The 15,190-nt window shown below is 48.9% G+C and carries 12 protein-coding genes; all 12 read right to left on the minus strand.

The genetic code is table 11. The annotated features are described in order from the left end of the window. Window position 1: 1 nt before the first annotated feature. On the minus strand, window positions 2-517 hold the full coding sequence (accB, locus tag HP570_RS11700; RefSeq protein ID WP_173625878.1) for an acetyl-CoA carboxylase biotin carboxyl carrier protein: 516 nt from the start codon (window positions 515-517) through the stop codon (window positions 2-4). 230 nt (window positions 518-747) lie between these two features. Next, entirely contained in the window at window positions 748-1,395 is a 648-nt protein-coding gene (locus tag HP570_RS11705; RefSeq protein ID WP_041749409.1) for a TetR/AcrR family transcriptional regulator, read from the minus strand. A gap of 80 nt (window positions 1,396-1,475) precedes the next feature. Continuing rightward, complete coding sequence (locus HP570_RS11710) at window positions 1,476-2,378, minus strand: M15 family metallopeptidase (RefSeq protein WP_173625879.1); 903 nt, start codon at window positions 2,376-2,378, stop codon at window positions 1,476-1,478. A gap of 95 nt (window positions 2,379-2,473) precedes the next feature. After that, entirely contained in the window at window positions 2,474-4,051 is a 1,578-nt protein-coding gene (locus tag HP570_RS11715) for a glutathione ABC transporter substrate-binding protein (protein ID WP_173625880.1), read from the minus strand. A 96-nt stretch (window positions 4,052-4,147) separates the two neighbouring features. After that, a complete protein-coding gene (gene msrA / locus HP570_RS11720; RefSeq protein WP_173625881.1) occupies window positions 4,148-5,119 on the minus strand; it encodes a peptide-methionine (S)-S-oxide reductase MsrA in 972 nt (323 codons plus the stop codon). A 150-nt stretch (window positions 5,120-5,269) separates the two neighbouring features. After that, window positions 5,270-6,649: a M20/M25/M40 family metallo-hydrolase gene (locus tag HP570_RS11725; RefSeq protein ID WP_173625882.1), complete on the minus strand. Its 1,380-nt coding sequence runs from the start codon at window positions 6,647-6,649 to the stop codon at window positions 5,270-5,272. A 24-nt stretch (window positions 6,650-6,673) separates the two neighbouring features. Next, window positions 6,674-8,695, minus strand: coding sequence for a S9 family peptidase (locus HP570_RS11730; RefSeq protein WP_173625883.1), 2,022 nt, complete (start codon window positions 8,693-8,695; stop codon window positions 6,674-6,676). 5 nt (window positions 8,696-8,700) lie between these two features. Beyond that, entirely contained in the window at window positions 8,701-10,503 is a 1,803-nt protein-coding gene (locus tag HP570_RS11735; RefSeq protein ID WP_173625884.1) for a S9 family peptidase, read from the minus strand. A gap of 81 nt (window positions 10,504-10,584) precedes the next feature. Then, complete coding sequence (locus tag HP570_RS11740; protein ID WP_173625885.1) at window positions 10,585-12,213, minus strand: peptide ABC transporter substrate-binding protein; 1,629 nt, start codon at window positions 12,211-12,213, stop codon at window positions 10,585-10,587. Window positions 12,214-12,249: 36 nt separating this feature from the next. After that, complete coding sequence (locus HP570_RS11745) at window positions 12,250-13,197, minus strand: ABC transporter ATP-binding protein (protein WP_015890974.1); 948 nt, start codon at window positions 13,195-13,197, stop codon at window positions 12,250-12,252. Then, window positions 13,198-14,217, minus strand: a complete 1,020-nt coding sequence (locus HP570_RS11750; protein ID WP_015890973.1) for an ABC transporter ATP-binding protein — start codon at window positions 14,215-14,217, stop codon at window positions 13,198-13,200. A 28-nt stretch (window positions 14,218-14,245) separates the two neighbouring features. Further along, window positions 14,246-15,190, minus strand: coding sequence for an ABC transporter permease (locus HP570_RS11755; protein ID WP_173625886.1), 945 nt, complete (start codon window positions 15,188-15,190; stop codon window positions 14,246-14,248).

A 15,190-nucleotide genomic window follows, 5' to 3' on the forward strand; every position in this document is an offset into this window, starting at 1 on the left:
ATTACGCTTGCTTCACCAGGAACAACGGCTGTCCATGCTCAACCAACTGACCGTTTTCCACCAAGACTTGGACAATCTCTCCTTTTACTTCTGCTTCAATCTCGTTAAACAGCTTCATGGCTTCGACAATACAGACAATCGTAGTTGTCTCTACTCGATCATTTACGGATACGTATGGTGCTGCGTCAACGGCAGGTGCAGCATAAAAGGTTCCGACCATAGGTGAAGTGATTTTGTACAAGTTTTCTGTCACTTCTGGCGATTTCTGAGGTGTTTCCACAGGGCTTGTTATGACCGGGCGCTCAATCGCTTCTTTTTTAGGCAAAAGGACAGACGGTGCCGCCGTCACGATTGGCGCACTTTTGGTTTGTACGGGGGGCTGATGCACAACTGTGACTGGATTCCCATTTCTTCGTTTGATACGCAAAGAAGAATCTTCGTCATTTACCTCAAAAGATTCTATGTCTGTCTGCTCTAATAGCTTCACAAGTTCTCGTAATTCGTAAATGGTAAGCACGACTATTCCTCCCCTATTCCGAATCTAACTGGAACAACCTCACGAACCGGCTATGATGATTGCGCAAGACCGACCAGTTGGTCTTGTTGATATTATAGCAAATGTCAGAATACTAGTACAGACCAACTAGTTGGTCTGATCGAAGGATTATATAAGGGACCATCAAGCGACTATGCCCCTGTCTCCTATCGAAAAGCTCGAGTGTAGCCGCATGATCCTTGTTAGCACCCCTACAATGGATGGAAGGGATTTTCTTGAGATTGCAGGAAAAAACGTTGAAAGGCAGGGTTTTCCATTGATTCTGATTTCAAAACAGAATGAAGAACCATATCTGCATAAATATCCGCAATTTGCTCGATCGAGTACGTCCCTGACTTTTGATACCATTTGTAAATCCAGTTCACCATGCCAAAAATAGCCATGGACACAATCGGCACTGGCAGCTCCGGGCGGAACTCTCCTGATTCGATCCCGTCCGAAATGACGGTGAACATGATTTGTTTATAGCGATCCCGTTTCGTTTCAATATCTGTGTAGTACTCTGGAGCTAAAAACAAGCTTTCCTGATAAAAGATCGTAACCTGCGAGCGGTATAGATCAATCATCATGACGAAGGATTTTACGATGGCTTGCAGACGTTCTGTTGGGGTATCCCACTTCTCGTAAGCTTCCTCCGCTTTTTCCAGCACATACGTAATAAATTGATCATGAATGATGTAGAGGAGTTCATCTTTTGATTTGAAGTTGTGATAAAATCCTCCCTTTGACGTGCCGCTTTCTTTCACAATTTGATCCACAGTCACTTTGTGGTAGCCATTTGCTTCAAACAAGCGCATGGATGTTTCAATAATACGTTCTCTGATTGATTTTTCGACCATTATCTTCACCCGAGAACATTATAGCATAACTACATAGCAAAAACGCCGATTCTCTTCGGTACGAGATCGGCGTTGCTTCTTTAATTCGATGGTGTGGAAACAGGTACGGCACCTGAATATTCTTCGAGCGTAATCCCTTTTTCTCTGATTTCTTGCGCGATCTCGCCACCTACATAACGCAAATGCCACGGCTCATAAATATAGCCCGTAATCGCGTCTTTTCCCTCTGGGTAGCGGATGATAAATCCGAACTTCTCGACATTTTCATCCAGCCACTTCGCTTCCTTGGTTCCGGCAAAGCAGCTCGTTGCCGCACATTTGCCATCCTTACCAGAGACGTCAATCGCGAGTCCCGTCTCGTGCTCACTCGTACCAGGAACGGCACTGTAAGTCCGTGCTTTCTCCACGCCGTCTTTTTTTACATAGCGATTAAACAACGCTTTCTGGTAGGCGTGGGAGCGATAGGCAGATACGCCAGCCAACTGGACACCGTCAGCCTGGGCTGCCGCAAATAACTGCTCAAGCGCACCCGCTGCTTCTTTGCGCATTTTGCGTTTCTCGCTCTTTTCCGGGAGCAAGTAAGGAACATTTGGAAACACTAAATCATTTGGCTGATAGTTCTCTGGAAGCTTGCGTTGTTTGTTCACCAGTACAGCAACACTCTCTGGCTCACCCACAACCTCTATGTCCGGAAACGACAGCTCAGGCGGCTGACCAGCTGACGGTTTTTCTGCTGGCTTCGTTTCCGTTGGCTTCGCTTTCTGGGGTTGCTCCGGTTGTTCTTGCTTTGGTGTTTCAGCAGGTGGAGGCGTGGTCTCCTCCTTTGGCTTCTCTGCTTCTTTCTTTGGAGGAGTTGGCGACTCCGTGGATGGTGGTGTTTGTGGTTCTTGTGGAGCAGCTGTACTATTACATCCAGACAATACAAATGTCAATGCCGTTACGAGTACAAGCGGATGCAAAAGTCGGTGTCGAAAACTTCTCATTGTAACGTTCCTTTCGTTTTGGAGCGGATCCAATTATGTCGGTAAAAAAGTACGTACCTATTATGACATAATTGATAGGCTTTTCGTTACATGTTTTATTGAGAAATCACGACCTGATCGAGATTCAGGTAACCCGCTGGACTGATGGAGAAGCCCTGAATTTGGTTACTAATCACAGCCAAATTCTCCAGATTGCGAATCGGAACAACCAAAGCATCTTGCAGCTCCACTTCTTGTGCTTCTGCGTAGATAGCGAGTCTTTTTCCAGGATCTGTCTCGACACGGCCAGCCTCGATGAGACGATCCAGCTCGGGGTTGCTGTATTGAAAACTGTTGCCCGCACCGCCACCTGATGTATGAAACAAATTGTACTGATTATAGTCGGCATCCCCGGTTGCATTTCCCCAGCCACTGACAAAAATCTCATGCTCCTTCGTTTGCTCAATGGTTCGGACAAAGTCATCGTAGCTGACGACTTTTAGCTCCGCGTTGACGCCGATTCCTTTTAACTGCGACCGTATCACTTGGGCAACCAAGATTCGATCCCGTCTGTTGTAGGTAATCATATGAATAGGAAAACCATCTGGATAGCCTGCCTCTGCGAGCAACCGACGCGCTTGGTTGATGTCGTACGGGTAGCTTTTCACAGTTGGGCTGTAACCGAACACTTGCGGGCCAATCGGTGAGTTCGCCTTTGTTCCCACATTGTTATACACCCCTTTAATGATCGCTCCCGTCTCGATCGCCATACTGATGGCCTTCCTCACACGGATATCATTCAATGGTGGACGTGCTACATTAAATCCGATAAACTCCGTCCCGAGTGCATCGCTGCGGTACACACGCATCTGGTTGGATGCTTGAATTCGATCCAGCTCCATGACAGGGATGGACTCTGCAATATGTGCTTCTCCATTTTCGACCATCGCGATGCGAGCCGCATCATCCGGAACAACCTTGAAGACGACATGATCAAGCGTAGCGGCTTCGCCCCAGTAGGACTGATTTTTGCTCAACGTGATTTGACTGCCATGCTCCCATGATTGAAACCGATAAGGGCCAGTACCAACCGGATGCTGCGATAATTCCCGCCCGTATTTATCGATTGCTGTAGGGCTGATGATGCTCCCCTCGTGACTGGCCAAAATAGAGAGCAAGGGTGCAAATGGTTTGTGAAGAATGATTTGCACTTTGTACGGATTGATGACCCGTACCTGCTTTATTTTATCGAACATGGCTGCTCGAGGAGAAGCCACGGCCGGATCTAATACACGATCAAATGTTTTCTTGACCGCCTGAGCTTGAAAGGGAGTCCCATCGTGAAAAACAACGCCTTGTCGGAGAGTAAACTCCCAAGTAAGATCGTCGATTTGCTTCCATGCCGTTGCTAGCTGTGGCTGAATGTTCATGTTCCGATCTCGTTTGACGAGCCCTTCATACACTTTTCCTTGGATAACACTCGCCTCATTGATCGTCAAAATAAAATGGGGATCGAGATTTGCGGCATCCGACATACGTACAATGATTAATGTCCCACCCTCGGCAACGTTTTGGGGAGTCGGTGCGATCTGATTGTTGTGCGGCGGCTCCTGACCGAAAGAACAGCCTGCTAAGACAATGATTGCTGCGAGTAACAGTCCAATTCGTCTGTGTAAGGATGTCTGTGTGTACATTGGACCCTCCCTGCATGCTCGTATGTTTCCCTCGTTGTATGTGTAGCAAAAAGACCGCCCTTCTCCCAAGTTTCCCAGAGAGTGGCGGTCCACACTCTATTCTTTTTCGAATAATTGCTTAAACTCCCCGAAGCCTTCTTCCTCCAAGCGATCCTTCGGAATGAAGCGCAATGCTGCTGAATTGATGCAGTAGCGCAATCCATTTTCTCCAGGACCATCCTCGAAAACGTGGCCGAGATGAGAATCCGCCTCTTTGCTGCGAACCTCTGTCCGAATCATATTATGTGTCAAATCCACATGCTCAGTTACGTTTTCCTCTTGCATGGGCTTGGTAAAGGATGGCCACCCGCAGCTGGAATCGAACTTGTCCAAGGAACTGAACAAAGGCTCGTTGGAGACGATGTCTACGTAGATGCCCTCTTCCTTGTGGTCCCAGAATTCATTCGTAAACGGACGTTCTGTCCCGTTATTTTGCGTCACCTCGTACTGAAGCGGGGTCAAGATTTTTTTCAATTCTTCTTGCTTCGCACGGTCGCGCCATGCTTCCTTGGTGAATTTCGCTCTGCCTGATGCCGCCCGATAGTATTGGTAGCGGACCGGATTTTTCTTATAGTACTCCTGGTGATAATCCTCCGCCGGATAGAACGGCTTGGCTGGCAAAATTAGCGTTGCAATAGGCTTTTGGAAACGACCACTTGCATCTAGCTCTTGCTTGGATTTTTGCGCAAGCCTTTCTTGCTCTTCATTATGATAGAAGATCGCTGGCGCATACGATTGACCTCTGTCACCGAATTGACCACCAGCGTCAGTCGGGTCGATTTGTCTCCAAAACATCTGCAGCAATTCCTCGTAGGAGATGAGCGACGGATCATAGGTGATTTGGACCGCTTCATAGTGTCCCGTCGTATCAGAGCATACCTCTTCATAGGTTGGGTTTTCGACATGACCGCCTGTATAGCCGGAGACGACTTTTTGAATGCCTGGCATCTTGTCAAACGGACTGACCATGCACCAAAAGCATCCGCCTGCAAAGGTTGCGATTTCGAATGGATGTGTATCGCTGTTCACGCATTTCGCCTCCTGTAGATATATGTACACTTTCCTTTACGATTGTACATGGTTTACAAAAGCAAAGTCCACTCTGGAAGTGCTACAAGGGGGGCCAAATTGAAAAGGAGACCTTTTTACCCGAAAGGTCCCCTTTTCGCTATTTGGTTGCTACTTAGACAGCGCTTTGGCAAATCCAGAGAGCATGACAACCATATGGGCAATTCCTTCCTCGAAGTCCTTCAAACGGATCGATTCGTTCGGCGCATGTACTTTGCAGCCAACCCAGCCTACCCCTGTACTAACAACCGGAAGCTTCAGCTGTTCACCGAAAATATACATCGGACCTGTGCCTGCGGCGTTTGGCGAAAGCACTGGCTCATGATCGTAAATGACGCGAGCCGTATCCAGTACGTGAGCAACAAATGGATGATGAAAATCGGAGCGATACGCTTTTTGTCCGTTGATCATGGTGACGGTAATATCCGTAAAACCATGATTCTCCAAATGATGCTCGATGCAATTCATGATGTGCTGTGGATCTTGTCCTGGGACAAGGCGGCAATCCAGCTTGGCCTTCGCGCTTTTCGGCAGTACTGTCTTCGCGCCCTCTCCTGTATAGCCACTATCCAGACCGCAAATGGTCATGGTCGGGTGAAAAACCATGGCTTCTCGTGGGTCCACTTGGCTTGCTGCGGTAATCAGTGGGCGTTTCAAACCGTATAGCGCTGCTGTCGCCTCTTCACTGAACGGCAATTCGGAAACGACTTTCTTTTCATCCGCTGTCGGTTCCTCGATCCCGTCGAAGAAGCCTTCTACCAAAATCTCGTTTTGCTGATTTTTCATCGTCGCCAATGCCTGTACGAGGCGCCATGCTGCATTGTCTACATACGCACCGACAGAGGAGTGCATGTCGATCTCTGCTCCAACGCAGGTCAGCTCTAAGTACGCCATTCCTTTGATCCCGGCAACCATGCTGATTCGCTCATTTTCGTCTTTTCCACCAAATTCCCAAATGCAGGCATCCGCCTGGAAAAGCTCCTTGTACGCTCGGAGATATGGCTCCAGATTCGGGCTGCCGATCTCTTCTTCTCCTTCGATCAGGAACTTGATGTTGCAAGGCAAACCGCCTGCCTGCTGCTGCAAAATCTGAATCGCCGTCAGACGGGCAACAAGGTCACCTTTATTATCGGCAGCACCACGCGCATACAGTTTTCCATCGATGATCGTAGGGTCGAACGGCTCCGTGTTCCACTCATGAAACGGTTCTGGTGGTTGAACATCGTAGTGATCGTAAAAGAGGAGCGTTTTGCTGGCGTCTCCCTCACTGCCTGCTGCAAAAAACGCATACACGACTGGATTGCCGCCAAGATTGTCAAGTACCTTTGTCTCACCGCCAACCTCATGAATCATTTTGACCACGTATTCAACCGTTTCTGGGATGGCCTTATGCTGTGCGGATACGGTAGGAAAACGCAAATATTGCTTCAGCTTCTCGATTGCATGCGGCAAATTTTCTTGCACGATACCCATCACTTGTTCTTTGTTCATAATCGGGCACCTCCTATTGGCATTTCATGGCTTTTCGACTTTCTCTTTTTGGTGTGCAACCAAATAGCTGTCAAACCAATCTGTCGTATATTGCAGTCTCAACACGCGTTGCTGGGGATCACCACTGCGGGAAAGCTCATGACTGGCACCCGGGAAACGAACAAACGATACCGGAGCCTTGCCTTGATGCTTCAATGTTACATAGAGCTGCTCGGCCTGTTCGATTGGGCACCGGTAGTCATGTTCGCCGTGCATGATCAGCAGAGGCGTCTCGATGTTCTCCACCAAGCGAATCGGTGAATGCTGCCACATTTTTTCCGGATTCGTGAATGGATTTGCCTGAATCTCCTCCGCAGTGAAGAAATAACCGATATCACTGACACCGTAAAAGCTAACCCAGTTGCAAATACTCCGATCGGTTACGCCCGCTTTGAATCGATTGGTTTTACCGACGATCCAGTTCGTCATGAAGCCACCATAGCTACCGCCTGCGACACCCAAGCGGTCCTCATCGACAAAATCGAAATGATCGCATGCAAATTGCACGGCCGTCATCAAATCGCGGTAATCGTTCCCTCCATAGTCACCGCAGCATGCCTGAACAAAATGCTCTCCGTAGCCAAAGCTCCCTCTCGGATTCGTATAGAGTACGGCGTAGCCTTTTGCAGCGAGCAGCTGGAACTCGTGGAAAAACGTATTTCCATACATGGAGTGTGGCCCGCCATGAATTTGCAGAACCATCGGGTATTTTTTTCCTTCTTCAAAACCCACAGGCTTGAGCATCCAACCGTGCAGCTTCCAGCCATCCTTTGCGACAAACTCTATTTCTTCTGGAACTGGGAGCTCCATGCCCGCAAATAGCTCTTCGTTCAGCGCTGTTAGACGTTTTTCTTCTCCGTCCTTCAAACTTACTTGATACAAGTCGCCTGGCGTAGACGGATCACTGATGGCAGCAACTACCGTTTGTTCGTTTTCATGCAGCGAAAAGCCGTAAATATTCCGATTGCCCGTTACAACAGTCGTGACTTGACCGTCCAGCGTAACGTGATAAATGCCAGAATTTCCTCGTTCGCTGGCGATGAAATACATGCCTCTTCCGTCTGCTGTCCATACAGCACCTGGATTCGGGTGACCTGGCGAGCGCATGTCTCCGATGGTGGAATCGCCAACCTGAACGTCCCAATCCGCTGTGATACAAGAATAGTCGCCCTTTTCGAAATCATATACCCAGATGCGCTTCTGTGCTGCGTACAAATGCGTGTCCGATTCACTTCCGATAAACGCTAGCTTCTTACCGTCATATGACCAGGTCGGATAGGCAAAAATCCCTTTGCTGTTGGTCAGCTTTTTCCATTCTCCCCCTTCAGAAGGAATGATAAAAACATCAACACCGTGCTGAAAATCAGGGTCTTCTGAACGATTCGCCGTAACGGCGAGCCATTTTCCATCCGGCGACCAGGAGCCAATTGTATGATTGTATGGGCCATCGCTGAGTGGAGTAACCTCGCCTGTTTCTACATGAACAATAGCCAGCTGTTTGTTTTTCTCGTAAATGAAACCAAGATCATCGGATTTGTACTTCATTCTCCCGACATGAATGGCTTTGGCCTTTTCTTTCTCCTCTGCTCCTTCCAGGTCTGCGAATGTTTCCCCTTCATCCAGGATCGACGAGAAGACAATATATTTGCCGTCAGGTGACCAAGTCGGATTGCTGACGCCGTTTTTGCAACGCGTGAGCTGCCTAGCCTCTCCTCCGTTTGCATCGATCAGCCAAATCTGTGGTTTTCCTGATCGATTCGAGACAAAGCTGATCTTTGAACCATCAGGCGACCAACGCGGGTAGGTATCGCGGGAGCCAGACGTCAAGGGCAGTGGATCATCTACATCCAATTTTCGTAAATACAAGTGATTTTGATAAGCGTGGGACTCATCGATTTGATTTTCTACATAGGCAAGCGTTTTTCCGTCTGGTGATAGCTGCGGATCACTCGCGTACCGCATTTGATACAAATCTTCAGCCGTTATGCCTCTTTTTGCTTGCGTCATGCTTATCACTCCTCGATTTTATTGGTGGATGCGAGTTGCTCCAAAAAGAACTGGGAAATCTTTTGATTCAACGTGATGTGATTGTCCAGCTTTTCGGTAAAGTGACCTTCATCTTCAAAGATGTGCAAATCGACTTCTTGCCCCCTGCCTCTCATGTCTGCTACGAGCTGTTCTGCTTCACTGACAGGAACACGCGTATCATTGCGCCCATGGAATACGAGAAGCGGGGCCGTGATCTTATGCGAATGATTCAAAGGAGCAATTTCTTCAAAAAAGTCATCGTCTTCGCCGAGGAACCCATACTCCACCTCACGCAATCTCCTTCTCCATTCCCCGGTGTTCTCCAGAAAGGTTTTGAAGTGGGAAATCCCCACAATATCAACACCCGCGGCCCACAGGTCAGGGTAATGCGTAAGCGCAGCCAGTGTCATGAAGCCTCCGTAACTACGGCCCATGATGCCGATCGCATTCGGGTCAACGCTTGGGCGGTTGCTTAAATCTTTGACCAGCCATGCCAAATCTGCTACAGAATCCATCCGCTTGCGGCGATCATCGAGCTGGACATATTCCCGACCGTAGCCCATACTGCCGCGAACATTCGGTGCTACCACCGTAAAGCCTTCGTTCGCCAAAAATTGAAAAACGGGATGATACTCCGGTCGAATTTGGCTCTCTGGCCCGCCATGGACGTAGACGACGACTGGTTTTTTCTCTGTAGGTTCAGATGTTTCTTTGGCATAAAGGAAATACGGCACTTCCAAGCCATCAAAAGAATGAAACGTGCACAATTCCAGCTCGATGAGTTTATCCTCCAGAGCATCAGATTGACCAATGTTTGTCACACGCCGGCTGGTTTGCTCCGAAAGGGTGTACGTCCAGATATCACCTGGAAGTGTAGGACTTTTCAACGTATAGGCGAGCTGATCATCATTCACCCACGCCAAGGAAGAGATTACGCCACGTGGTGCTTCCTCTACCCGCTTCCAGCTTTGTTCTGTCAAGGAATAGAGAGCAAGAACGGAGTAGCCTCCTTCATTGATCGTGAAGGCAAGAAACTTCTCATCTGGGGATAATTGGGTCGCCTCCATGTCCCATTTCGGGTCGTGCACCAGTTTATCCAGCTCTCCTGTACGGAGTGAAAAGCGGCACAACGCTTTCGTATTTTCATCGCGGTCGGTTACGAGATATCCCGTTTGGCCGTCTTTAGACAGTACCAAGGAATGATAGCGCGCATGTTTGTTGCATATGGAGAGCTTTTGGGCTTCCTTCGTCTGCAGATTCAACAAATACAGGCAATTGTCAATGTTGGTCTCCTGCACGCTGAAAATGAGTCCTCTCCCATCTGGCAGCCAGCCGATTGGATCGGTGCGCCCATCGTAACGGAAGACTTCTTCATACGCGCCACTCTCGACATCCTGTACAAAAATATCAAAGCTGCGCGGATTGCGACGATTGCTGGACCACGCGATCTTTTGCCCACAAGGTGACCAGCCACCCAAATAGTGAAAATAATCAGGAGCGTCTGTCAGCGGCTTCACAACTGCACCATTTTCCGTTAGCAAAAAGAACTGCTGCCGCTCGTCTCCCTTGTTGTCCATACCGACAATCGTTTTCGTCCCACACGGGGAATGGGCAACTTCTACTACTCGATCAGGCAAAAAGGTCACTTGCTCCGAGCGGTTGGACTCTTCATTCCAGCGCCACAACTGCGCGATACCTGTCAGCTTCGTTAAAAAGGTAATCTCTCTACGCTCCGGTACCACCTTCAATTGATACGCGGATTTCACTTGCAGATAGTCCAAAATCACGAGAAATCATCCTTTCCTGTTTTGCTGGATGTTCGTTGGATTATGTAAAGAGAAAAAAGAGGAGATTGCTCCTCTTTTTTTCTATTTTTTCGTTGCCCAGCGAGCGCTTGGGAACGCGTTGACTGGGAAAGTGAGACCCTCCAGATTCGGTTTCACCAAATAGTTTTGCTGGTAGTGGTAGACTGGCATGAACGGCATTTCATCCATCAAAACGGCTTCTGCCTGATGGAGCAATTCCATACGCTTGTTCGGGTCTTGCTCAACTTTTGCGGCCATATTCAACTGATCATACTCTTTGTTCACCCAACCCGTACGGTTGTTCGGGCTTTCACCCAAATAGTAGTCAAGGTTAAATGAAGGATCATTGATTTGGCCTACCCAGCCCATACGGCCCATTTGATAGTTCTTTTGTTTGGTTGTATCCAGATATACTTTCCACTCTTGGTTGGTCATTTTCACTTCTACGCCCAAGTTTTTCTTGAGCATTTCTTGGATCGCTTGCGCTATTTTCTTGTGGCTTTCATCGGTGTTGTACATGAGTGTAACTTCTGGCAGTGTGGACCAGCCTTCTTCTTGCATACCTTCAGCCAGCAGCTTCTTCGCCGCTTCGTAATCTTCTTTGAAGTAGTCTCCACCCTCTTCGCGGAAGTCTTTTCCGTTTGGTTGCATCGCACCACGCGGAACCATGGAGTAAGCTGGCGTCTCTCCACCTTGGCTTACCATTTCGGACAGCGCTTTACGGTCAAGCGACATGGCGAAAGCTTTACGAACCTTTTTATTCGTAAACGGTTCTTTTGTTACGTTAAACATGTACATGTACGTACCGTAGTAAGGAACGGATTTAAAGTTTGGGCTCGATTTTTCTTGCGCGAGGATGTCAGACGGCATCTCTTTGTTGAAGTCGAGCTCGCCACTCTTGTACATCTGATAAGCAGTCGTGGCGTCGTTCACCATTTTCCAGGTGATCTTCTCCATTTTTACGTCCGCTTTGTTCCAATAATGCTCGTTCTTTTCTACCACGAGCTCAGAGTCATGCTTCCAGGAAACCAGCTTGTAAGCGCCGTTGGAGATGTAGCTGTCCGCATTTGCTGCCCATTTTGGATTCGCCTCTGCTTGCTTCTTGTTGATTGGGTGCCAGTAACGGGTAGCGAGCATTTTGTCAAAGTACGAGGTAGGTGCAACCAACTCGATTTCGAGCGTTTTTGCATCTACGGCCTTGATACCTACATCTTCTGCCTTTCCTGTGCCCTTGTTGTATGCCTCTGCTCCTTTAATGTAATAGAGCAAGTAAGCCGTAGTCGAAGCAGTTGCTGGATCAAGATGCTTCATATACGTGAAAGCAAAATCCTCGGCTGTCACTGGCTCGCCGTTTGTCCATTTCACATCATCGCGCAAAATGAATGTGTACTTTAGCTTGTCATCTGACAGCTTCACTTCCTTGGCTTGTCCCAAGATCGGATTGCCATCCTTATCCTTGGTGTACAGACCTTCGCCCAAATGATCCATGATCCAGAAGGACGTCGTATCGGTTGACGTGAGTGGGTTCAAATCTGGCGGCTCAGACTTGGCATTGAACACAACCTCTTGTTTGGCAGCAGCGCCTGGGGTAGTGGTACCTCCAGTTGATGCTGACTCGCCACTACCACCGCAACCAGCTAGAGCCGGAATGACGAGCGAGAGCGACAGGGCAAAAGCAGCTAATTTCTTCACGTTGTTTCCCCCTATATATTAAGATAGAAAATCGAACTACTGATAGAGATGACAAGCGACCCAATGGTTTGGTGCGGCTTCCTGCCATTCAGGAATCTGTGCCGCGCATTGCTCCATGGCCTTTGGGCACCTTGTTCGGAAAACACAACCGCTTGGAGCATTGGCAGGACTCGGCAAATCGCCCTGCAAGATGATGCGCTCCCGCTTGATTGTCGGATCAGGAATCGGAATGGAGGACAGTAACGCTTGTGTATATGGATGAAGTGGCTTTGCGTACAGCTCGAAGCTGTTTGCCATTTCTACCATTTTGCCGAGGTACATTACTCCGATTCGAGTGGAAATATGCTTTACCATAGACAGATCGTGGGCGATAAACAAGTAAGTCAGACCCCTGTCCTGCTGCAAGTCTTCCAGTAGATTCACAACCTGCGCTTGAATCGACACATCAAGCGCCGAAATCGGTTCATCCGCGATGATAAATTCCGGCTCGACCGCAAGTGCTCGGGCAATCCCTATCCGCTGCCTTTGGCCTCCACTGAATTCATGAGGGAATCGGTTCGCATGTTCCTTGGACAAACCAACCAGCTCCAACAATTCTTTGACCCGATCCGCTCTTGCACCACGGGACAAGCCGTGAATATCCAGGCCCTCCGCAATAATGTCCATGACGGTCATGCGCGGATTCAGACTTGCTTGCGGGTCTTGAAAAATCATTTGGACGTCGCGGTGAAACTGCTCTGCCTCTTTTCCTTTTAAGCGATGTGCATTTTTGCCTTTGAACAAAACTTCTCCATCTGTATTTTCATAGAGGCGAATCATCGTTCTGCCCAATGTCGATTTGCCGCAGCCGCTCTCCCCTACTAGTCCGAGCGTCTCCCCGCGATGAATGGTGAAGGTCACACCGTCGACTGCCTTTAGCGAAATTCCATTCCCTATCTCAAAATGCTTTTTTAGATTTTTGACTTCAACCAACGCTTGGCTCATCTACGTCTGCCTCCCTACTGCCACCAGTTCTTCCAGCTTCGGTGCCCGTGGATCATGTAGCCAGCATGCAGCTTGGTGACCCTCAGTGAATGTGGAAGCGTCCGGCATTTGCTGCTCGCATATTTCCATCGCAAACTGACAACGTGGAGCGAACGGACACCCTTTTGGCGGGTGGAATAAATCCGGCGGTGTTCCCTCAATCGGTACCAGTCGTTCCTTTTCCACGCCATCGATCCGCGGCAGGGAGCGCATCAAGCCCCATGTGTACGGATGCTTCGGATTTGCGAAAATATCCTCTACCTTGCCTGTTTCCACCACAATTCCTGCATACATAACCACGGCCCGGTGCGCGATTTCGGCTACGACACCCAAGTCATGTGTAATCATCACGATGGAGAGTTGCTGCTTTTCCTGTAATTCTCGGAGCAAGTCCAAGATTTGTGCTTGAATCGTTACATCCAATGCTGTCGTCGGTTCATCTGCAATGACGAGCTTTGGATTATTGGCGAGTGCAATCGCGATGACGACACGTTGCCGCATTCCCCCGGAAAACTCATGCGGGTATTGATCCACTCGTTTTTCCGGATCGGGGATACCGACCAATCGCAGCATCTCCATCGCTTTTTTACGTGCCTCTTCTTTGCTAACCTGCTGAGTACGAACAAATCCCTCGACGATTTGGGCGCCGACCCTCATCGTCGGATTCAGTGCCGTCATCGGGTCCTGGAAGACCATCCCGATCTCAGCTCCACGAACCGATAGCAATTCCTTCTTACTCATCCCCGTGATGACTTTTCCGTCAAAACGAATCTGACCATCCACGATTCTTCCCGGCGGGTTCGGGATCAAGCCCATGATCGCTTGGGCGGTTACACTCTTTCCACAACCGCTCTCTCCCACTACCGCAAGCGTCTCGCCACGATCAACATGAAAGGTAACTCCCCGTACAGCCTGTACCTCTCCACCGTATGTTTTGAAATGTACGCGGAGGTTTTCTACTTGTAGCAAATGATCTGCCATGTCTGATCCTCCTATCTTCGTGGCGAGGTTACTCGCGAATTCTTGGGTCCAATGCGTCCTGCAAGCCATCACCGAAGACGTTGAAGGAAAACATCGTCAATGAAATCATCAAGGCCGGGAAGAAAAGTCTCCACCAATCCCCTGTCAAAATGACGCCGAGTGCATCGTTAGTCATCGTGCCCCAGCTAGCGATTGGCGCTTGCACACCCAATCCCAGAAAGCTGAGGAAAGATTCTGCAAATATTGCCGACGGAATAGTAAACGTCAAGTTCACGATAATGACTCCAATGGTATTCGGAATCAGGTGGCGCAACAAAATGCGAGGGAATTTGGCACCCAGTACCTGCGCTGCCATGATGAACTCCTGGTTTTTCAATTGCAGGATTTGTCCCCGAACGAGACGAGCCATCCCTACCCAACCGGTTGCGGATAATGCGATGATAATGGTAACAATTCCAGGCTCCATGACAACCATCAGCATGATCACCACGAGCAGATATGGCAATCCGTATAAGACCTCGATCAATCGCATGATGATGGTATCGATTCGGTCACCCTTTTTGCCTCGACCGGCCATGTATCCGGCAATACCGCCGACGGTCACACCGATGACCAAGTCAATTAACGCTGCCGATATTCCGATAATCAGTGAAATCCGCGCTCCGTACCATGTTCGTGAAAACATGTCGCGCCCTAGCTCATCTGTTCCGAACCAATGCTCGCTCGAAATTTCCTGATTCGCATTCAAGAGACTCTGATCGGAATAGCTGTACGGAACGAGATGTGGACCAATGATCGCCATGGCTATCAGCATAACAATCAGGGTCAAACCCACCATGGCCAGCTTGTTTCTAACGAGCTTTCTCGCTACTTGTTGAAAATGAGTCAGGCTCGGTCGCATCTGGGCGATCTGTCCATCTGCTTTTTGAGCTCTAGGTCGAAACAACTCATTTACTGATTGATCTACCGCCAT

Origin of the sequence: Brevibacillus sp. RS1.1, from assembly GCF_013284365.1 — a bacterium.
Taxonomy (GTDB): Bacteria; Bacillota; Bacilli; order Brevibacillales; family Brevibacillaceae; genus Brevibacillus; species Brevibacillus brevis_D.